The sequence below is a fragment of the Pseudanabaena sp. PCC 9330 genome, from assembly GCF_055795045.1.
Genome location: NZ_JAYFES010000108.1, coordinates 170,866 through 189,863, shown reverse-complemented (window position 1 = coordinate 189,863; position 18,998 = coordinate 170,866). Strand labels below are relative to the sequence as shown.

Genomic DNA, 18,998 nt, shown 5'->3' with positions numbered 1-18,998 from the left:
AGACACCAATACCGCAAAGCAGTAGGGTGAGAGTGACAAACGTGGGATGCCCCCACCTACTCCCTCGCCACTCCTCAAACCTATGTTCTCACCCCCCAACCGCATTCCCCCCGGCCCCAACCAAGAATCTGTGTGGGACTACCCCCGTCCGCCTCGCCTAGAAGACGCTACCCGCCGAGTGCGGGTGGTGTTTAACGGCATCGTGATTGCCGACTCGCGCCAGGCCAAGCGAGTGCTAGAGACCAGTCACCCGCCCACCTACTACATTCCCCCCGCAGACGTGCAGATGCAGTACTTCCAGCCGGTGCCCCGATCGACATTTTGCGAATGGAAAGGGGTGGCGACCTATTTTTCGATCGCAGTGGGCGATGGCTCTGATCAACGCCGGGCCGACCAGGCCGCCTGGGCCTATCCCCAGCCGACCGAGGCCTTTGAGGGCATTGCCCACTACATTGCCGTCTACCCTGGCCGCATGGAGGCCTGCTACCTCGACGATGAGTTAGTACAATCCCAGCCCGGCGACTTCTACGGCGGTTGGATCACTTCAGACATCGTCGGCCCCTTCAAGGGCGATCCAGGCACCTGGGGATGGTGATACCGAATCTGATACCGAATCCGAATTCCATACCCCCGGTACCCTACGGGTCAACCCGTAAGGGCAAACGGTTGTTTGCCCTCAACCAATCGGGGGTAGCCAGGCAGGATCTCGTATAAGGCAGGGCCAGCAGGCCCATCACCGAGCAGCTACAAACCGCTCCCGAGCCATGGCCCGCAGCCGCTGAATATCTTCCCGCCGGGTCACCGACAGGGGCACCGTGCGCTTGATTTCCGCCAGCAGCACAGCCGTGTCGGCGGGGCGGTTTTCGTAGAGGGCGCGGTAGTGGGCGGTGATAATGGCTTGCTCGATCTCGGCCCCGCTAAAGCCCTCGCTGGCCACCACCAATTCATCCAGGTCAAAATGGCTCAGATCAGTAGCCTCAAGGCTCTGATGGCGGCGGCTCAGGTGAATGGTCAAAATGTCGCGGCGTTCGTCAGGCTCCGGCAGATCGACAAAGAAAATTTCGTCAAACCGCCCCTTGCGCAGCAGCTCCGGCGGTATTGCCGACAGGTCGTTGGCAGTGGCGACCACAAAAATTTCCTGGGATTTTTCTTGCAGCCAGGTGAGAAAGTAGCCAAACAGGCGACGGCTCAGCCCGCCGTCGGCCTCACCGCTGGTTTGGCCCATGCTCTTTTCGATCTCATCCATCCAGAGAATGCAGGGGGACATGGTTTCGGCCATGGTGACGGCACGGCGAAAGTTTTTGTCTGACTCGCCCACGTACTTGTCGTAGAGGCGACCGGCATCGAGCTTGAGCAGCGGTAGCTTCCACTGGCGAGCGATGGTTTTGGCTGCCAGCGACTTGCCACAGCCCTGAATACCGACGATGAGAATGCCCTTGGGGGCAGGCAGGTTGTACTGGTGCGCCTGGGGGGTAAAGCCCACGGCGGCATAGTTGAGCCACTGCTTGAGCCCGGCAAAGCCCCCCAGCTCTGCCACGTTGGTCTCGGGGGGAAAGTAGTCGAGCAGCCCCTCTTCATGGATCACCCGGGCCTTGCGCTCTAGCACCCGCTTCACATCGTCGGCATCTAACCGGCCATCATGAAGGGCCGCGTAGGAGACCACCTTGCGGGTCTGGCTCAGGGTCATTCCCTGCAGAGCGTTGACTAGGGCGCGAATATCCTCTGGCGACAGATCGACCTTGACCCGTCCCTTGAGGTCTCTCACCACGCCCGATACGGCGTTGAAGAGTTCTTCGGGTTTGGGCAGCTTGATGTCGAAGTAGACGGCGTCGTGGGCGATCTCCGGCGGTAGATCATTGTCGCTGCCGCTGATTACCAAGGTCGAGCGGTGGTGAGAAAACTGCTCGGTCACCTCGCGAAACTGCCGCGCCACCACCGCGTCTTTGAGGTGGGGGGCAAAGTCTTTGAGCCAGTAGATCGCTTTTAGGTTCAGATCTTGAATGTGGCGCAGCATATCAAGCGGCTCGGTGGTTTTCGGCAGCGCCTGCCCCCGCTTGGTGCCGGGGGGCACATACTCGTTTTGCCAGCGATTGTCGGGGCTCTCGGGCGATCGCATCAGCCCTTGAGCCACGCTCCACTCAAAGATCGACATCTGCATATCTCGGCAGGCAGCAGCAATTAGCCCCTGCACCCGCTCCTCCTCTACTGTGTCGATCACCACCACCGGGTGAAACGATGTCACTAGGGTCTGAAAGTGCTGCACGCTGGCTTTAAAGGACATAGTTTCCTGGGATTTCGCTAGGGCTAAGGTGCCCGCTTTCTCCTACAGGGTTGCGATCGCCCTTTCCGGATAAGCACGGCCTGTCCATCCCCCGTAGGGACGAACCCACATGTTCGCCCGGGTTCCCGCCATAGGAAAATCCGCGATCGGTGACACCCCCATGCCAGGTTCAGGGCAGACCCACGTGTCTGCCCTGCTTAATCCAGCGCGTCTAGCCCCTGGCGGGCGTAGCGCAGGCGGAGTTTCAGTCCTAGGGTGATCTGTTTAGCGGCCCAGTAGAGGCTAGCGAGAATCACAAAAGTAACCACCATCACCGCCACTGGCCGACGGGAGGTGAGCACGTTGAGGGTATCAGCCATCACACCGGTGGGGTCAACCACCAGATCCCAACTGTTGAAGCGCAAAAAACGGCCCAGATAAATGCCTACGGCGCAAAGGGCATGGATCGTCAGCTCCACTGGCAAAATCCACATCCTGGCCCCTTGCTGTTTGAGGTAGATCGCTAGGTTGAGAATCGAGACCACATAGGCCTGAAACCCAAGCAAAATAGCACCGCTGTGAATGGGGATAAACACCAGCGCCACCACCCAAACCGGAATCTGCCCCGAGCTAATACCGCGAATCAGGTGAATGATGTCGGTAAGCACATAGGGAGCATTGGGCAAAAAAGCGAGAAAGACGGCCACCCCCGCCCACCATAGCCAGCCCTGATTGACATGCTGCTTTTTTATTAGCAGCAGGCTGAGGGCGGTGGCCGATCCGATCACCACTAGCAGCCATAGCAGCCGCAGCAGGGTCACCGTGCCACCATCGCCGACAATATTGAACCAGCCTTGAATGACCCGTGGCAACCGGGGCCAAATGCCCACCACCCCGATCGCGCCTATCAGCACCCAGGCCACCTGCAACACCCTCTGGGGTACGACCCCAGGCCGAAACAGGCTAAAGCTGAGCATCAGGGGAATAAAGGCTAAAAACAGGTTCCACCAGATCCAGTCGCTGTAGACGTTGTTGAAGGCGCTGGCAATATCGAGTAAGAGCGATCGCATCAGTCCTCCCCAGGCAAAATTGGTGTCACCAATCTAACCCCAATCTCAACCCACGCTATAACAGGTAAGGTCTTCACTCCTTTTGCATCTCCATGGCAGACATTCCGCCGCGTCAGGGCAACACCACCCATCACCAGCTCCAGGGGCAGCCCTATACCGCCTCAGCCCAGTGGCAAACCCTCTACGAACATGACAAGCCCGTAGCCGAGCTGTTTCATGTCGCCTATACCCTGGCCGATCAAGACCCGGCGCGGCGGCCCATTACCTTTGTTTTCAACGGGGGGCCGGGGGCGGCCTCGGCCTATCTGCATATGGGGGCTTTGGGGCCAAGGCGAGTTCAGTTTAACCCCGACGGTAGCTTGCCCCGACCGCCGGTGCAGGTGGCCGACAACGGCGAGAGCTGGCTGAGCTTTACCGACCTGGTGTTTATTGACCCCCTGGGCACCGGCTTTAGCCGCCCCCTGCCCGACGACAAATCTGAAGCCTCAGGCGATAAATCATCTGGCACCGACAAATCTGAAGCTAAGTCTGACGATGGGGCCAACCACCGGGCCAAAAAATTTTGGGCGGTCGATCGCGACCTCAGCGCCCTGGGCGAGTTCATTCAGGGCTACCTGTCGGCCCACCACCGCTGGCTGTCACCCATTTTCATCGCGGGTGAGAGCTACGGCGGGTTTCGGGTGGCCAAGCTGTGTCGCAAACTGCAGCAAGACTACGGCATCGGCCTCTGTGGCGCGGTGATTATTTCCCCAGTGATGGAGTTTATGCTGCTGGAGGGCAACGACTACAACCTCAGCAGCTGGGCAGCGGTGATCCCCTCGATGGCGGCCACGGCGGTCTACCACGGGCGCGTTGCCACCGCCGACAGCCCCCGTACCCACGGCGACAAAGCTGCCCACTTTGCCCGCACCCAGCTCATACCACTCTTGGCCCTCGGCAATACCGCCCCCGTAGAACAGCAGCAGCAGGTATTTAGCGACCTCGCTGGGCTGATCGGCCTACCTGCTGAGGTGGTGCAGCGCCACCGAGGCCGCATCGATATCACCATCTTTGCTCGGGAGCTATTGCGCCACCAGCAGCGCATTCTTGGCCTCTATGACGGGTCGGTAACGGCCATCGACCCCTTTCCCGATCGCATTAACAGCGAGGGCACCGACCCCACCCTAGAGGGCATCGATCGCCTGTTTACCGGGGCGATTAACAGCCACCTGCGATCGACCCTAGGAGTCGATACCACCCTCACCTACAACCTGCTGAGCTTTGAGGTCTTTAAAGCCTGGGAATTTTTGCCCGAGAGCGACTATCGCCAGGGCTACGTCGGCTCGGTGGATGACCTGCGGGTGGGCATGGCGCTCAATCCCTATCTGCAGGTCTACATCACCCACGGCATCTACGACCTGGTCACCCCTTACTTTTCGTCCCAGCACCTGGTCGACCAGATGAACCTCGGCGACGACCTGCGCGGCAACCTCACCCTCAGACACTTCCAGGGGGGCCACATGTTCTACACCTGGGATGAGTCGCGGCGGCTCTGGTTTGAGGATATGCAGCAGTTTTACCAAAAAGCCTCTGGCTAAGCTAATCCTCACTTAAAGACCATTCTGGCTAAGAAAATACCCAAGAATTTTGCTTCCTCCCGAGGGCGCAGGCTCTGCGCCCTCGGGAGGGCACCGACGCGCCAGACTCGTTAGGATTAGGTATAGTTTCGGCGCAACCCATGGCCCTGTCTTCCCCCCGTCCTCTCATTGTTGGCGTCACCGGAGCCTCGGGGCTCATCTACGCCGTCCACACCCTCAAGCATGTGCTCAACGCTGACGGTGTGGTCGATCTGGTGGCGTCTAAGGCGTCGCAGATGGTGTGGCAGGCCGAGTCGGGCATTCATATGCCCCTCGACCCCGAGAAGCAGGAAATGTTTTGGCGCGATCGCGCGGGGGTGCCCACGGCGGGCAAGCTGCGCTGCCACCCCTGGGGCGATGTGGGGGCCACGATCGCCAGCGGGTCGTACCGGGCGGCGGGCATGGTAGTCATCCCCTGTAGTATGAGCACCGTAGGGCGGCTGGCGGCGGGGCTCAGCTCTGACCTACTAGAGCGGGCCGCCGACGTGCAGCTCAAGGAGGGCCGCAAACTGGTGGTGGTGCCCCGCGAGACCCCCTTTAGCCTGATTCACCTGCGCAATTTGACTACCCTGGCGGAGGCCGGAGCGCGCATTGTGCCCGCCATTCCGGCCTGGTACCACCAGCCCCAGACCATTGATGACCTGGTAGATTTTGTGGTGGCCCGCGCCCTCGATCAGCTCGACATTGACTGCGTGCCCATGAACCGCTGGCAGGGGCACCTACCCTCAGATCAGTAAACCGCCTCTAAGGTCAGGCGTGGCGCTATGCCCCCTAACAGTTGCCGCCGCCGCGATAGGATGGGCAGGATAGCATTTTAGGACGATCGGGGAGCGATCAACGATGGCTACCGTGCGGCTGATAGTGGTTTTGCTAGTGGTGGGTTTGGTGGTGCTGCTGGGGGTACAAAACCTGGCTCCGGCCCTGCCGCTGGTGTTTTTTGGCGGTAGCAGTCAGGCGCTGCCCCTGGGGGTGTGGCTGGTGGGGGCGATCGCCCTCGGGGCTCTGACCACCCTAGTTTCTACAGCAATGCTGGGGGCCGTAGGCGGCGGTACCGCCAATCGCTCGACGGCCTATAAGTATCGGCCCCAGTCTTTCTACGAGCCGACCGATCCTAGCGCTGGGGCCAGAGCCGCCGCCGCCGACAGCGACACCCGAGTCAACGCGCCGCCCCCCTACCCGCCACCGGGGCCGAGGGCGGGTAGCCAGGGGCGATCTAGCAGCAGCGCCCCCGGCGAGGGAGACCCCAATTGGCAGGCCTGGACGAGTCTCAGATCTCCCGGCCAGTGGAATGACTGGGAATCTCTCAGCCAGGCCCCCAAGCCTGAGACCGCTGGCAGTTCTTCTGACAGTCCCTCTGGGGGCTCATCTGTCTCGGGTCTCGTCGATGGGGTGACTACTTGGTTTAGCAGTAGCAAGCAGCGGGCCAAGCAGCAACAGCGGGTCAACGAGTCGCTGCGGGCGCTCGACGACGACTGGGGTGACGTTGCCAATCGACCCTACCGGGCCCCTGGGGTTAGCCCAGTGCAAGACAACCTCGACGACATTAATCAGGGCTGGGATCAACCCGATCCTAACCGCAATTTTGAGGCCAATCAGGCTCCCCGCCGGGTCTATCGCGATGGGTCAATCTATTCCTACAGCTACCGGGGTGACGACGACCCAGGCTCTAGCGATGGCCAGGTCGACAATATCTACGCCCCCCCAGACGATGCGATCGGTGGTTATGAGCCGGGCAGTTCTTCCCCTGGCTCTGCTCAAAATGACTACGGCGACCAGGGTTATGGGTCAGGGCTGGCACCCGATGACGAGGAATATGCCTTAGAGCAGTCTGACTACAGCGATCGCCCCGGCTTTGACGACACCCCCCTCGGCGAACCTGAAGTAGCCTCAGATGGTGTGGTCGACGCTGACTACCGAGTGATTGAAGCCCCCTATACTGCCGCTGCTGCCGCTGCTGCCGCTACCTGGGCCGAAGCCCCCAGTGACGAGGCCCCCAGTGACGAGGCCGACGACTGGGATGAGGCTGACGATGCCCTAACCCCCTAACCCGCCCTCTTCCCCCTTTCCTTCTCGCTCCACATCTACATCTCTTGTCTCTTCACCCCGCCCCTGTTGCTATGTCTCTCCCCGATCGCCTCAACGGTATCAACCTCTATCTCATTGGCATGATGGGTGCTGGCAAAAGCAGTACCGGCGCTGAGTTAGCCCAGGCGCTGGGGTATCAGTTCTTTGACACTGACGCAGTAGTCGAATCGGCAGCCGGACAGCCCATCCCCCAAATCTTTGCCCAGCAGGGCGAGGCGGCTTTTCGTCAGCTAGAGACCCAGGTGCTAGCCGAGCTGTCGGCCTACCGTCGCCTGGTGATCGCCACTGGCGGCGGCATTGTCACCCAGCAGCAAAACTGGAGCTATCTGCACCACGGCATTGTGGTCTGGCTCGACGTGCCGCCCGCAGTGCTGCAAGCTCGTCTGGCGGGCGATATGGGCCGACCGCTGCTCCAGGGGCAAGACTGGGATGCCAAGCTGACTGAGCTACTGGCCCAACGCCAGCCCCTCTACGCCCAGGCTGACGTGCGGGTAGAGGTGGGGGCTGAAGAGAAGGTGGAGGCGATCGTAGCCCGCACTTTGACCCTAGTCGAGGCCAGACTGGCCGCTGAAACTGCTGAAACTGATGTTTCTCTGCTCAATTGATACACTACGGGCAACCGTCAACCCTACAACGGCTACAGTCGCTGGATTAAAGCTGGTATCTTCTTTTCTGCAAGTCACCTAAACCCTATCCACCCTTATCGTTAGCACTATGGTTCAGACCCCTTCTCCGCAACTGGGCAACGTCGAAGAGACCGAGGCCACTCGCGTCCGCATTTTAAGCGAGGCCCTGCCCTACATTCAGCAGTTTCGAGGGCGCACGGTAGTGGTGAAGTACGGCGGCGCTGCCATGAAAGACGGCAGCCTCAAGGCCGGAGTGATTCGCGACATTGTATTTATGGCCTGTGTGGGCATTCGCCCGGTAGTGGTGCACGGCGGCGGCCCTGAGATCAACATCTGGCTGGGCAAGCTGGGCATTGAGCCCCAGTTCAAAGACGGTCTGCGGGTGACCGATGCCCCCACCATGGACGTGGTGGAAATGGTGCTGGTGGGTCGGGTGAATAAGGAACTGGTGTCGCTGATCAACCAGGAAGGGGGCAAGGCCGTGGGCCTGTGCGGCAAGGACGGCAACCTGATTACCGCTCGGCCCCAGGGCGCTGCCGATGTCGGCTTTGTGGGGGAGGTCAGCGGCATTGACTCAGGCATTATTAAAACTCTGGTGGAGGCGGGCTATATTCCTATCGTGTCGAGCGTGGCCAGCGATGAAACCGGCCAGGCTTACAACATCAACGCCGACACCGTAGCGGGCGAAATCGCCGCCGCTCTAGGGGCCGAAAAGCTGATTTTGCTCACCGACACCAAGGGCATTTTAGAAGACTACAAAGACCCCTCGACCCTGCTGCCCAAGCTCGATATTCAGCAGGCCCGGCAGCTGATCGAAACCGGCGTGGTAGCGGGCGGCATGATTCCCAAGGTGACCTGCTGCGTGCGATCGCTGGCCCAAGGGGTCGGTGCCGCCCACATCCTCGATGGCCGGGTGCCCCACGCCCTGCTGCTCGAGATCTTCACCGATCTGGGCATCGGCTCAATGATCGTCGCCTCAGAGTTTCGCCGCTAATTCCATCTCCAGGCCGGGGCGCTGATTCTATTGCGGTCAGGGTTAGGAGATTTCTCCCAAAAGATACCCCTGGGTAGCAGGGCCTGCGCCCTTCTAACGCAACAACATTCTCAGACATGTTTGTTGCCAGAGTTTTCCTGGGGCCATTGCTCGCAAAGCATGTCCCTGCACTGGGCAAACAACCGTTGGCCTCTACGGTAGAACGGCGCATACCAAATCTGCCCCCAAAACCCCGGCTCAAAACTGATACCTGGTAGGGGCGCTGCACTGCAACGCCCCTACCAATCTTGGGTACATCGACAGAACCTAGAAGCAGCCGATGGATGGAACTATTGCGATCGCCCCACCCCAAATCTTGAGAAGCGTTAGACTGTCAACAACGCAGTTACAAAAGTTAACAGATGCTTCCCGACTTAATCGGTGCCACCCGGCACTACTGGCGACAGCTTGACGCTGTCGAGGCCGCTTACCGGCGCAATGAATTGACCGCTGAGGAGGTCAATACCCAGGTCAAGGCGCTGATGGCCGATCTGGGCCAAACCCGTCGACAGCTGCTGCGCGACTCCTGGGCTATTTTTCAGACCTTTCTCAACCGCCAAGGCGAGGCTTTAGCGGGCGTAGCCGCCCTGGGCGTACTGGCCTATCTATGGCTGGTGGCCAACGGGCAAGCCTAGCGCCGCCGTCCAGGCCTGACAATGCTAAACAGCAGCCACAGACCAAAGAAGCTGGCCGCCGCAAACAAAACAATGCTGAGAATTTGTCCCTGGGGCGACTGCCGCCCCGTAGCCACGATCGCCGCCCCGATGATCAACGCCGCCACCACCAGACTAAAGGCCTGTCGATTAGAGGCGGCATCCATGCTGCGGCGCAGGTCGTCGAGCCCCTGAATGCTGAGGGTAAACTTGAGCTGCTCTGAACTGAGGCGATCGAGCAAAAAGCCAAACTGACGCGGCGAGCTGAGCGACAGATTGCGAAACTCTAGCCCCGTGCGCAGCAGGGCTTGCAGTGGGTCATCACCCACCAGCTGCTGACGAAACAGATCGGCCATCAGCGGACGCACTTCGTCGATCAGGTTTACCCCAGGGTTAAACTGCCGAGCCGCCCCCTCCAGGTTGGCCAGCGATTTGGTAAACAGCCCCACGTTGGCGGGCCAGCGCAGGTCGTTGCGAATGCCCGCCGACAGAATCTCGCCAAAGATCTCGGCGGTGTTGATCTGCTCCAAACTGAGGCCGTAGTAGCGGCCCAGTAGCCGAGTGTAGTCGCTCTCGAGCCGAGCCAGGTTTACCGGCTTGAGGGGTTCTGCCAATTGCAGGGTGAGCTGGCTACAGCGCTGGGCATCGCAGTTGACGATCGCCAGCACCATCTCGGTCATGGTGTTGCGGGTGCGTGGGTCCATGTGGCCCATCATGCCGCAGTCGAGCAGGGCCAGACGGCCATCTTCCAGGTAAAAAATATTGCCCGGGTGGGGGTCAGCGTGAAAGAAGCCGTCTACAAAATACTGTTTAAAGAACGCCCGAAACAGCAGCGTTGTGGCCGCCGCTCGCTTGCCGATAGCGCTACTGTGAATATCTTCAGCCCGTAGGTCGGCCTTGAGCAGGGGAGAGCCCTCCAGCCACTCCATGGTCATGATTTTGGAATTGGTCAGATCCCAATAGATCTGAGGCACGACCAGCTGCTTAGCGTTATACCAGGTGCTCTTCGACAGATTGCGGCGCAGCTGATCGGTGTAGCCCGCCTCGGTGGTGAAGTCGAGTTCGGCATTGATGGCATCGGCAAACTCGTCTGCCAGATCGACCACGTTGTAGCGCTGGCCAAACTGGGTGGCCGACACCAGCTTAGCCACATCGCGAATTAGCGTCATATCTTGGTCGACCTGGCGATCGATGCCGGGGCGCTGCACCTTGAGGGCCACCTGCCGACCATCCTTGAGAATGGCTTTGTGGGTTTGGGCAATAGACCCGGCGGCGATCGCCCGATAATCTAGCCGCTCAAACAGCTCCTCTGGGGGGCGACCCAGGTGACGGCGAATATAGGCCTCAATCTCCCTAGGCTCGATCGGGGGAACCGTGCTTTGCAGGCTGCTGAGTTCTTCGATATAGGCGGGGGGTAGGAGGTCGGGCCGGGTGCTTAACAGCTGGCCCAGCTTGACGTACACTGGCCCCAGGTCAGTCAAAATCCTCCGCAGCACCGCCGGGGGCGGAATCTCAGGCTCGTCGGCCTTGCCCCCCACCAGCACCTGCCGCATGTAGCCCCAGCCGTTACCAAGCACCACTTCGACAATTTCTTTTTGACGGGCCAGCCGAGACGATGAAACCATTGGCGACGGTGGGTGGAGTTTGCCTGATGCTAACGAACCTATGGTAAGGCTTTTGACTGCGAGGAGTAGGAATAGGGGGGCGGGGCAAACCCATGGGCCTGCCCTGAGAAATTTTGGCCTGATACCGAATCCGAATTCCATACCCCTGATACCCAATCGGCCAACCTGTAGGGCGTTGGCGTAGCCTGGCCGGAGGCCTTACCGCTGTTCGCCCTGCTGAATCGGGGGCAGGCGAGCAAGATTTGGTATGAGAAATTTTGGCCTGAGAAACGTTGGATTTGTGATTTTGGCAGGCGGAGCCGCCAGAGTGACTATTGATAAACCAGTGATGGGGGCAGATCATCCCGGTGCTATGATGCTTGGGCATTGTCGGTTCCGGTGGGGATCAGTCACCGGAGGTAACGGGGAAAGTGCCGTGAAAAACTGCCGCTGTCCCGCAGCTGTGAAGGCATTTGGTGCGCACTAGGCTAACCGCGCACCAAACACCTGAGCCAGAACGCCCGCCGATCGCACCTCTGTTGATCACTGTTCTTTCTTCGTCTGCGAGGTACGGATGAATTATTGCTTGACTGCCCTGGAGTTGATCAGATCTAGGCTGTCGCAGAACCCCGTGGGACGCGGGGTTTTGCTGGCTGTGTCGATGCTTTTGCTGCTGCCTCTGCCCAGTTTGGCCCACCACCCCTTTGGCGGGGGAACGCCAGCCACCTTTGCTGAAGGCTTTTTATCGGGCCTGGGGCACCCGGTAATTGGCCTCGACCACCTGGCCTTTGTGGTGGCGGTGGGGCTACTGGCAGCGGTCAGCGCTTGGGGTATCGCCATCCCCATGGCCTTTGTCGCTGCGGCCATGGTGGGGACGGGGCTGCACTTGGCTGAGATTACGCTGCCGCTGGCTGAGCTGGCGATCGCCGCCTCGGTGCTGGGCTTTGGCGTACTGCTGGCCCTCAAGCATCGCCCTCAGAGTGCGGTGATCACTGGGTTGGCTGTTCTGGCCGGGCTATTCCACGGGTTTGCCTATGGTGAGGCGATCTTTGGTGCCGAACCTATGCCGGTGGTGGCCTACCTGGCTGGCTTTACGGTGGTGCAGATGACGATCGCGATCGCCGCTTTCCTGATCGGACGGCAGATTACTCAACGCGCCCCGAGCGCTACGATTAACCGAGCGGGGCTGGTGATCTGCGGTATGGGTGCTGCGTTTTTGGCGACCGCTTTGCTTGACGGATTGCTGCCTGTCTAGGCGAGAGAGCAAGGTGCATCATTCACAACCCCCAACCCAGCTGGGCCGACCTACCTAGCTGCCCCCCACCCACCCTCCCATCGCCGCACCGCCAACCCTCATTCCAACCCGCAACGGCGGCCTGTTTGGAGTGAGGGTTGGTGGCTTTAAAGACGGCTTTTAGGGGCTGGGGAAGCGCGATCGCGCCCCTGTAGGTCAAAATAAATAACAATTCACCAAACCTCCTACGGCAACCACGACTATGCCCCGCATTCGAGACATTCTGCACGCTGGCGAACCGGGCCAAAGCACCACCATTCAGGGCTGGGTACGCACCAAGCGCGAGGCCAAAGGCATCACTTTTGTGGAGGTGAACGATGGTTCGTCGATGGCGGGCTTGCAGGTGGTGCTGAGTGCCGATCTGGCGGGCTACGACACTGTTGTTAAAGACCTCACCACCGGCTCTTCAGTGGAAATTGGCGGCACCCTGGTGGAGTCGCCCGGCAAAGGCCAGCGGGTGGAGTTGCAGGGACAGAGCATCACGGTGTTTGGCACCGCTGATGGCGAAACCTACCCGCTGCAAAAGAAGCGGCACTCCTTTGAGTATTTGCGGACGCTGGGGCATTTGCGATCGCGCACCAACACCCTAGGAGCAGTCTTTCGCGTGCGCAATGCCTGCGCCCAGGCGATTCACCAGTTCTTCCGCGAACGTGCGTTCTTGTGGATGCACACCCCGATCATTACCGCTAGCGACTGCGAGGGCGCGGGGGAAATGTTTGCCGTCACCGGGCTGGATTTGGCGAATCCTCCCAAAACTAAAGACGGTGCGGTGGACTACAGCCAAGACTTCTTTGGCAAGCCCGCCTACCTCACCGTCAGCGGCCAGCTCGAAGCCGAGATCATGGCCATGGCCTTTAGCAATGTCTACACCTTTGGCCCCACTTTTCGAGCCGAAAACTCCAACACCTCGCGCCACCTGGCCGAGTTTTGGATGGTAGAGCCAGAGCAAGCCTTCTGCGACTTAGTAGGCAATATGGATTTGGCCGAAGAATTTCTCAAATACATCTTCCACTCGGTGCTAGAGCAGTGCCCGGAGGATATGGCTTTCTTTAACGATCGCATCGATAATTCGGTGCTATCCACAGCCGACAACATTATCAACAACACCTTCGAGCGCATTACCTACACCGAGGCGGTGAAGCTGTTAGAAAAGACAGATCGAAAATTTGAGTTCCCGGTTGAGTGGGGCATCGATCTCCAGTCAGAGCACGAGCGCTATTTAGCTGAAGACCTGTTCAAAAAGCCAACCATTGTCACCGACTACCCCACCGGCATCAAAGCCTTCTACATGCGCCTCAACGACGGCGGCAAGACGGTGGCGGCCATGGACGTGCTGGCCCCCAAGGTGGGTGAAATCATCGGCGGCTCCCAGCGGGAAGAGCGGCTCGACGTGCTGGAGCGCCGCATTCAGGAGGCCGGGTTGCCCGTAGAAGACTACTGGTGGTACCTAGATCTGCGCCGCTTTGGCACCGTGCCCCACGCGGGCTTTGGCCTCGGCTTCGAGCGCCTAGTGCAGTTTATGACCGGCATGGGCAACATCCGCGATGTCATCCCCTTCCCCCGCACCCCCGACAGCATCGAGTTTTAGGAGACTTGAATGAAGCGCAACGACATTAAAAAGCTTTACTTCAAAGGAAAGTCGGTCACAGTTTCTGCAATTACTAAAAAAGCAGCACATCTGGGCCTCTCTGATGCACATGACGCAGACTATACAGAAAGTGAGGCATATCGTATCGCTGAGGTGATTCGTGAAGATTTAGCACATAGGCAACAGCTACCTGTACAGAACTCTCATTCTAAGGTCGTATCTTTACCATTTACAAACTTCAGGCAAGCTGGTGACGAACAATTTAATTATTTTATCCAAGTAATCAACGGGCTCAAGAAAAAGTTCAATGATGATTTGGATGAGTTCGAGAAAACCATTTTGAATCATCCAGAAAAAGCAGCGGAGCTAGCTAAGTCTATCGATCAGCTATTAAGACAGATTGAAGCTGGAAATATTGCGCAATGGACACTTAAGGGTGTAGAAAAGCCTAGATTCGATACTAACCTTAGTGATATTTATCCAGCTCGCCTCGCGCATGCTTTGAAAAATCGTTTATGAAGGCCTTAAAAGTTATACAGCCTTTTTAGCTTAGTGAAATGTATTAAAGGATTTGGGATCCTAGCTATGCGGCAATCTCAGATTCTGACTTGTCCCTTACTATCAGGAAATGCTATGTGGACTGCAAACTATAGAAAATAAGCTGGTTAACTGACAAAAACTTGATCTGGCTCTGCAAAGTAAGCCCGTGCCAAGTGCCGGGTCTAGGGACAGTAGCCCGCAGAAGCGCCAGACCGCTGCCTAATCTAAAAATTGATTGATGTGGATGACGACATCGGGAAAGGCCAACAGCGCTATGGTTCCTGAGTAGATCTTCTACTCCGATTGGTAGTCGCCCTCTGAGGGATCTCGGTAGAGGATGACGCAGCGGTCACACAGGTTGACCACCCAATAGTCAGCCAGACCAGCTTGGGCGTAGACCAGCCGCTCCTCCTTGGTGTCTTTTTCAAGGCTGCTGTTTGAAAACTCAATCACCAGAAATATGTCTTCTGGGTCAAGGATGGGCAGTGCGGCAGGAGCGATCGCACCTACCGCACTGCTGGGTTCGGGTTCGCTGGTTCTGGGGGCAGGCTGATGAGCTTAGGATCGTGGATTAAATAACTTGTGACGGTTCAATTCTCTGTGAGGGCGAACAACCGTTCGCCCCTACCCAAGAATTTCACCTTAATAAATCCACATTCCTTAGCGGAGTGCACATAGTGGCACCCCCAATAGCGTTGGATTTTAGCTCGTGCCAATCTCGACTATTCGCCAGGACAGAGGCAGTTGGCTGTCATCCTAATGAACCCGTGCCAAACTCTGCCGGGTGCCGGGGGCCGCTTTAATCAACCACCCGCAATTTTCCTTGGCTGAGAGCTTCGTAGACCCGATTGATCAAAATTGCATCTCCAGGGCTCAAGTCGCGCTGGGAAAACATCGCCATCAACTGCTGTTGGTCGTGACGCGTGAGTCGACGGGCCGCAAACATTTTCTCGATGGTCTGCTCAAGATTAGACATGGTAACGCACTCTGATGGGTCAAACAGTTGACGGGCCTGATCATAACCAAGCCGATGATTTATGGCAATTTCTATCCTGGTGAAGCATCTTAAGGCTCTTCCACGCCCCGCCCTAATCTAAGAATCAAGGGGGGTATCGAGTGGCACTGTAACTCCGAGAGACTGGGGCATGCAGATTTTCGCACCGATATACCTCACTCGAATGAGAACTGCTACAGGTATAAAGAAGCTTTAAATAAGCCGCTTCAACTTAGTATGTTTGTTCGATTCTAGTCATAGGCACAATTCGCCGCATCGGCGGTATAACCGACTTGTTCACCCTATCGCCACAAAAAGCAGCAGGAAAAATCCGCATTTCTACGGTCGGTAGCGCCATGGGCTGGGCTGACTCTAACAGTGGAGATAAGCCCCTAAAGCCTAGAGTTTACCGGCTATACTCATGCCATAAGGGTATGGATTTAATCGCTAATGCAATACCTGGCTAAGGTTCAAAAAAAAGCATTTTTAGGTGGTGCAGAGCTGCTGCTGCTGGCTGAGCAGACCTCTGACGCCACCTGGTCACGGCTGACTACTGAGCGTCTGGTTGAGACAACCCGGCTGCTGGCTTTTCAGGAGGGCAATCTGGTATTGCTAGAGTTGGACAACCTCAATCAGATCGCCTCGGTGCAAGATGCCACCCCGTGGGTACTGGGCCTAGTTGAGCACTATTTGGCCTGCGGTGTCACCCCCGAAGCCCTAGAGCAAGAAATCGAGCGGGCGGAGCGGTGGCGTCAGTCGCTCACCCTAAAGAGTCAGGAGGTTGAGCGCCGTGCTCTAGAAACTGCCGCCCGCCGTGATGAAATTCAAGAGCTGGAGCGCAGCCTGAAGCAGGAGCGAGAGGAGCTGGAGACTCGCTGGCAAGCGCTGGAGCAGCTCAAGGCAGAAGGGAACAGTTAGCACGTGAGGGGTCCATGTCGTCCTTCGCTACCCTGATATTGCTCTCATCCCTACGCCCCTTGCCTACGCTCCAACATCCTGATTGAATGGGGGCATTAAAAATGAGCTTTGGTCTCGGAGAGCCGCTATGTATATTGTGCAGATCGCTTCGGAATGTGCTCCGGTGATTAAGGCAGGCGGTCTGGGGGATGTGGTCTATGGCCTCAGTCGGGAGCTAGAGAATCGGGGACACTGCGTTGAGCTGATCTTGCCCAAGTATGACTGCATGCGCTACGACCACATCTGGGGTCTGCACGAGGCCTACTGCGATCTGGTGGTGCCCTGGTATGGCACTGATATTCTCTGCGATGTGCTCTGTGGGTGGGTGCACGGGCGGCTGTGCTTTTTCATTGAGCCCAAGTCGTGGGAGATGTTTTTTAATCGGGGGTGCTATTACGGCTGCGACGATGACCCGATGCGGTTTGCCTTTTTTAGCAAGGCGGCGCTGGAGTTTTTGTTGCGCAGCAACAAGCGCCCTGATGTGATTCACTGCCACGACTGGCAGACGGGGCTGATACCGGTCATGCTCTACGAGATCTACAAGTACAACGGCATGGAGTTTCAGCGGGTGCTGTACACCATCCACAACTTCAAGCACCAGGGCTTTGGGGGTGTTGACATCCTTGAGGCGACGGGGCTAAACCGGCCAGAGTACTATTTCGAGTACGGTCGCCTGCGGGACAATTTCAACCCCTTCTCCCTCAACTTTATGCAGGGAGGGATTACCTATGCCAACCATGTCAACACCGTGTCGCCCTACCACGCCTGGGAGGCCCAGCACACGCCCCAGGGCTTTGGTCTAGGGCACACTCTCCATACGCACCAGCAGAAGTTTTCGGGCATTCTCAACGGCATTGACTATGAGGTCTGGAACCCGGAGTCAGACCGCTATATTCCTCACCACTATGGCCTGACCACGTTTGAGGACAAGGCGCTAAATAAAAAGGAACTGCGCGATCGCCTACTGCTGCGTCAGAGCGATCAACCTCTGGTGGCCTTTATCGGTCGCCTGGACGATCAGAAGGGAGTGCATCTGGTGCACCACGCCATTTACTACGCCCTGGAGCGAGGGGCGCAGTTTGTGCTGCTGGGCTCGGCCACTGAGAAGACCATCAACGACTGGTTTTGGCACGAAAAGCTCTTTCTCAATGACAACCCCGATGTGCATCTAGAGCTCAGCTTTAACGAAGAGCTGGCCCATTTGATCTACGCCGGGGCTGACATGATTGTGGTGCCCAGCAATTTTGAGCCCTGTGGCCTTACTCAGATGATTGGCCTGCGCTATGGCACGGTGCCCATTGTGCGCGGGGTGGGGGGCCTGGTCAACACGGTGTTTGACTGGGACTATGACACGATGCATGAGCCGGAGGAACGCAATGGGTTTGTCTTCTTTCAAGACGATACCGTTGCCCTGGAGTCGGCGATGAACCGTGCCTTTGACACCTGGAAAAACGCGCCCGAGATCTTTAGCCAAATTGCCCAGCAGGGTATGGCCTACGATTTTTCTTGGCACCATCCGGGTGAAGAGTATGTGGCACTGTATGACTACATACGGCACAAATAGCGGGTGCTAGTCGGTTTGTTTATCCTTAGGATCCTAGATGGCAGGTTTGACCAAGAGGGCGGTGGAAATCAACCGGAGCTTGACCTGGGGTTGCCGTGGCGATCGCCCCTAGAGAACTGGGCAAGCTTGGAGTAGGTTCATTCTCTATGCGTTGACCAACGCCAACTGTGTATGTCCTTGAGTTCTGACATTCAGCGGCCTCAACTCAGCCGGGCCGAGCTGCTCCGTGGTCAGGGCGATGCCCTCTATGCCATTGGCCGCTACGGCGATGCCCTGGGCCGGTTTCAGGAAGCGATCGCCCTGAATGACAGTGACTATGAGGTGTGGACCCTGCACGGCTTTTGCCTAGCGGCGCTGAAGCAGTATGAGGCTGCTGTCGAGAGCTTTAGCCGGGCGATCGCCCTTTGCCCTGACCATGGTTTGGCCTGGCACGGCAAGGGCCATGCTCTGGCCAAGCTCAGCCACTTCGAAGCCGCCGTTACCCATCTAGAGCGGGCTGTCAAGCTCACCCCCGACGACAACAAGGCCTGGTACAACCTGGGCACCGCCCAAAACCAGCTGCGCTGCTACGCCGATGCTATCGTCAGTTTTGAGCGCAGCCTGCGGCTGAGCCCCCAAGACCACCGCGCCCGCTACAACCAGGGGGTGGCTCTGGGGGGGCTACACCGTTACCAGGAGGCGCTGCAAGCGCTGCAAAAGGCGATCGACCTCAAGCCCAACGCCCACTACCTTTGGAACCAGCGCGGCACGGTGCTGATTCAGCTGGGGCGCTACGGAGAGGCGATCGATAGCTTCGACACCTCGTTGAGCTACCAAGCCCAAAACCCCAACGCCTGGTACGGCAAAGCCCGCGCCTGCGCCATGGCGGGTGATCTAGAGCAAACTCTCAAAAACCTCTACCGTACTTTTGTGCTCAGCCCCTATGTTTACCGGGTGATGGTGCAAATTGACGCCCATTTTGACGGCCTGCGCGATCATCCCAAGTTTCAGCAGATGGTTGACGCGCCCTAGGGCAGGTCAACCATTGCAACCAAAACCCTTGTGAGACCAGCCCTGCCACGCCCGACTCAAACAACAGGCTAGGGGCTGTAATACCGAATCCGAATTCTATACC

General features: G+C 58.1%; 18 protein-coding genes and 1 riboswitch. Of the genes, 13 read left to right on the top strand and 5 right to left on the bottom strand.

Annotation, left to right across the window (positions count from 1 at the left end; all coding sequences use genetic code 11):
- The first annotated feature begins 82 nt into the window (after positions 1 to 82).
- A complete protein-coding gene (locus AC0QKW_RS15775) occupies positions 83 to 595 on the top strand; it encodes a DUF427 domain-containing protein (protein WP_473152032.1) in 513 nt (170 codons plus the stop codon).
- 138 nt (positions 596 to 733) lie between these two features.
- Here AC0QKW_RS15775 and AC0QKW_RS15770 read toward each other — a convergent pair whose 3' ends face one another.
- Together AC0QKW_RS15770 and AC0QKW_RS15765 are read right to left on the bottom strand one after the other, a co-directional pair.
- Positions 734 to 2,281 (bottom strand): AAA family ATPase, encoded by a 1,548-nt coding sequence (locus AC0QKW_RS15770; RefSeq protein ID WP_473152031.1) that lies wholly within the window; start codon positions 2,279 to 2,281, stop codon positions 734 to 736.
- A gap of 197 nt (positions 2,282 to 2,478) precedes the next feature.
- On the bottom strand, positions 2,479 to 3,330 hold the full coding sequence (locus AC0QKW_RS15765; protein ID WP_473152030.1) for a DUF1361 domain-containing protein: 852 nt from the start codon (positions 3,328 to 3,330) through the stop codon (positions 2,479 to 2,481).
- A 92-nt stretch (positions 3,331 to 3,422) separates the two neighbouring features.
- On the opposite strand from AC0QKW_RS15765, the gene AC0QKW_RS15760 reads away from it, so the two are divergent.
- From AC0QKW_RS15760 to AC0QKW_RS15735, 6 genes are all read left to right on the top strand, one after another.
- Positions 3,423 to 4,907 carry a S10 family peptidase gene (locus AC0QKW_RS15760; protein WP_473152029.1) on the top strand — a complete coding sequence of 495 codons (1,485 nt, stop codon included), beginning with the start codon at positions 3,423 to 3,425 and terminating at the stop codon, positions 4,905 to 4,907.
- 140 nt (positions 4,908 to 5,047) lie between these two features.
- Positions 5,048 to 5,683 (top strand): flavin prenyltransferase UbiX, encoded by a 636-nt coding sequence (locus AC0QKW_RS15755; protein WP_473152028.1) that lies wholly within the window; start codon positions 5,048 to 5,050, stop codon positions 5,681 to 5,683.
- Between the two features lie 103 nt (positions 5,684 to 5,786).
- Positions 5,787 to 6,992 carry a LapA family protein gene (locus AC0QKW_RS15750; protein WP_473152027.1) on the top strand — a complete coding sequence of 402 codons (1,206 nt, stop codon included), beginning with the start codon at positions 5,787 to 5,789 and terminating at the stop codon, positions 6,990 to 6,992.
- A gap of 71 nt (positions 6,993 to 7,063) precedes the next feature.
- Positions 7,064 to 7,636 carry a shikimate kinase gene (locus AC0QKW_RS15745; RefSeq protein ID WP_473152026.1) on the top strand — a complete coding sequence of 191 codons (573 nt, stop codon included), beginning with the start codon at positions 7,064 to 7,066 and terminating at the stop codon, positions 7,634 to 7,636.
- Between the two features lie 109 nt (positions 7,637 to 7,745).
- A complete protein-coding gene (argB, locus tag AC0QKW_RS15740; protein WP_473152025.1) occupies positions 7,746 to 8,651 on the top strand; it encodes an acetylglutamate kinase in 906 nt (301 codons plus the stop codon).
- A gap of 401 nt (positions 8,652 to 9,052) precedes the next feature.
- A complete protein-coding gene (locus tag AC0QKW_RS15735; protein ID WP_473152024.1) occupies positions 9,053 to 9,325 on the top strand; it encodes a hypothetical protein in 273 nt (90 codons plus the stop codon).
- On the opposite strand, the gene AC0QKW_RS15730 is transcribed toward AC0QKW_RS15735, so the two are convergent.
- A complete protein-coding gene (locus tag AC0QKW_RS15730) occupies positions 9,322 to 10,968 on the bottom strand; it encodes an ABC1 kinase family protein (RefSeq protein ID WP_473152023.1) in 1,647 nt (548 codons plus the stop codon). The genes AC0QKW_RS15735 and AC0QKW_RS15730 overlap by 4 nt on opposite strands.
- A gap of 353 nt (positions 10,969 to 11,321) precedes the next feature.
- A riboswitch (cobalamin riboswitch) is annotated at positions 11,322 to 11,490 on the top strand.
- 88 nt (positions 11,491 to 11,578) lie between these two features.
- Between AC0QKW_RS15730 and AC0QKW_RS15725 the strand changes: the two genes are divergently transcribed.
- The 3 genes from AC0QKW_RS15725 to AC0QKW_RS15715 all read left to right on the top strand — a co-directional run bounded on the left by AC0QKW_RS15725 (position 11,579) and on the right by AC0QKW_RS15715 (position 14,348).
- A complete protein-coding gene (locus AC0QKW_RS15725; protein WP_473152022.1) occupies positions 11,579 to 12,202 on the top strand; it encodes a HupE/UreJ family protein in 624 nt (207 codons plus the stop codon).
- 241 nt (positions 12,203 to 12,443) lie between these two features.
- Positions 12,444 to 13,829 (top strand): asparagine--tRNA ligase, encoded by a 1,386-nt coding sequence (asnS, locus tag AC0QKW_RS15720; RefSeq protein ID WP_473152021.1) that lies wholly within the window; start codon positions 12,444 to 12,446, stop codon positions 13,827 to 13,829.
- A gap of 9 nt (positions 13,830 to 13,838) precedes the next feature.
- A complete protein-coding gene (locus tag AC0QKW_RS15715) occupies positions 13,839 to 14,348 on the top strand; it encodes a hypothetical protein (RefSeq protein ID WP_473152020.1) in 510 nt (169 codons plus the stop codon).
- Between the two features lie 315 nt (positions 14,349 to 14,663).
- Here AC0QKW_RS15715 and AC0QKW_RS15710 read toward each other — a convergent pair whose 3' ends face one another.
- A complete protein-coding gene (locus AC0QKW_RS15710) occupies positions 14,664 to 14,849 on the bottom strand; it encodes a Uma2 family endonuclease (protein ID WP_473152052.1) in 186 nt (61 codons plus the stop codon).
- A 319-nt stretch (positions 14,850 to 15,168) separates the two neighbouring features.
- Positions 15,169 to 15,345: a hypothetical protein gene (locus tag AC0QKW_RS15705; protein WP_473152019.1), complete on the bottom strand. Its 177-nt coding sequence runs from the start codon at positions 15,343 to 15,345 to the stop codon at positions 15,169 to 15,171.
- Between the two features lie 468 nt (positions 15,346 to 15,813).
- Here AC0QKW_RS15705 and AC0QKW_RS15700 point away from each other — a divergent pair, with 468 nt between their 5' ends.
- The 3 genes from AC0QKW_RS15700 to AC0QKW_RS15690 all read left to right on the top strand — a co-directional run bounded on the left by AC0QKW_RS15700 (position 15,814) and on the right by AC0QKW_RS15690 (position 18,895).
- Complete coding sequence (locus AC0QKW_RS15700; RefSeq protein ID WP_473152018.1) at positions 15,814 to 16,281, top strand: hypothetical protein; 468 nt, start codon at positions 15,814 to 15,816, stop codon at positions 16,279 to 16,281.
- 127 nt (positions 16,282 to 16,408) lie between these two features.
- A complete protein-coding gene (glgA, locus tag AC0QKW_RS15695) occupies positions 16,409 to 17,884 on the top strand; it encodes a glycogen synthase GlgA (protein ID WP_473152017.1) in 1,476 nt (491 codons plus the stop codon).
- Positions 17,885 to 18,055: 171 nt separating this feature from the next.
- Positions 18,056 to 18,895, top strand: a complete 840-nt coding sequence (locus AC0QKW_RS15690; protein WP_473152016.1) for a tetratricopeptide repeat protein — start codon at positions 18,056 to 18,058, stop codon at positions 18,893 to 18,895.
- The last annotated feature ends 103 nt before the right edge of the window (positions 18,896 to 18,998 follow it).

Excerpts from the sequence above, each read along its gene's own strand:
- AC0QKW_RS15730 (WP_473152023.1), bottom strand. The coding sequence starts at position 10,968 with ATGGTTTCATCGTCTCGGCTGGCCCGTCAAAAAGAAATTGTCGAAGTG.
- AC0QKW_RS15745 (WP_473152026.1), top strand. The coding sequence starts at position 7,064 with ATGTCTCTCCCCGATCGCCTCAACGGTATCAACCTCTATCTCATTGGC.
- AC0QKW_RS15700 (WP_473152018.1), top strand. The coding sequence starts at position 15,814 with ATGCAATACCTGGCTAAGGTTCAAAAAAAAGCATTTTTAGGTGGTGCA.
- AC0QKW_RS15690 (WP_473152016.1), top strand. The coding sequence starts at position 18,056 with ATGTCCTTGAGTTCTGACATTCAGCGGCCTCAACTCAGCCGGGCCGAG.
- AC0QKW_RS15735 (WP_473152024.1), top strand. The coding sequence starts at position 9,053 with ATGCTTCCCGACTTAATCGGTGCCACCCGGCACTACTGGCGACAGCTT.
- AC0QKW_RS15755 (WP_473152028.1), top strand. The coding sequence starts at position 5,048 with ATGGCCCTGTCTTCCCCCCGTCCTCTCATTGTTGGCGTCACCGGAGCC.
- glgA (WP_473152017.1), top strand. The coding sequence starts at position 16,409 with ATGTATATTGTGCAGATCGCTTCGGAATGTGCTCCGGTGATTAAGGCA.
- AC0QKW_RS15765 (WP_473152030.1), bottom strand. The coding sequence starts at position 3,330 with ATGCGATCGCTCTTACTCGATATTGCCAGCGCCTTCAACAACGTCTAC.
- AC0QKW_RS15770 (WP_473152031.1), bottom strand. The coding sequence starts at position 2,281 with ATGTCCTTTAAAGCCAGCGTGCAGCACTTTCAGACCCTAGTGACATCG.
- AC0QKW_RS15750 (WP_473152027.1), top strand. The coding sequence starts at position 5,787 with ATGGCTACCGTGCGGCTGATAGTGGTTTTGCTAGTGGTGGGTTTGGTG.
- AC0QKW_RS15705 (WP_473152019.1), bottom strand. The coding sequence starts at position 15,345 with ATGTCTAATCTTGAGCAGACCATCGAGAAAATGTTTGCGGCCCGTCGA.
- AC0QKW_RS15775 (WP_473152032.1), top strand. The coding sequence starts at position 83 with ATGTTCTCACCCCCCAACCGCATTCCCCCCGGCCCCAACCAAGAATCT.
- argB (WP_473152025.1), top strand. The coding sequence starts at position 7,746 with ATGGTTCAGACCCCTTCTCCGCAACTGGGCAACGTCGAAGAGACCGAG.
- AC0QKW_RS15760 (WP_473152029.1), top strand. The coding sequence starts at position 3,423 with ATGGCAGACATTCCGCCGCGTCAGGGCAACACCACCCATCACCAGCTC.
- asnS (WP_473152021.1), top strand. The coding sequence starts at position 12,444 with ATGCCCCGCATTCGAGACATTCTGCACGCTGGCGAACCGGGCCAAAGC.
- AC0QKW_RS15715 (WP_473152020.1), top strand. The coding sequence starts at position 13,839 with ATGAAGCGCAACGACATTAAAAAGCTTTACTTCAAAGGAAAGTCGGTC.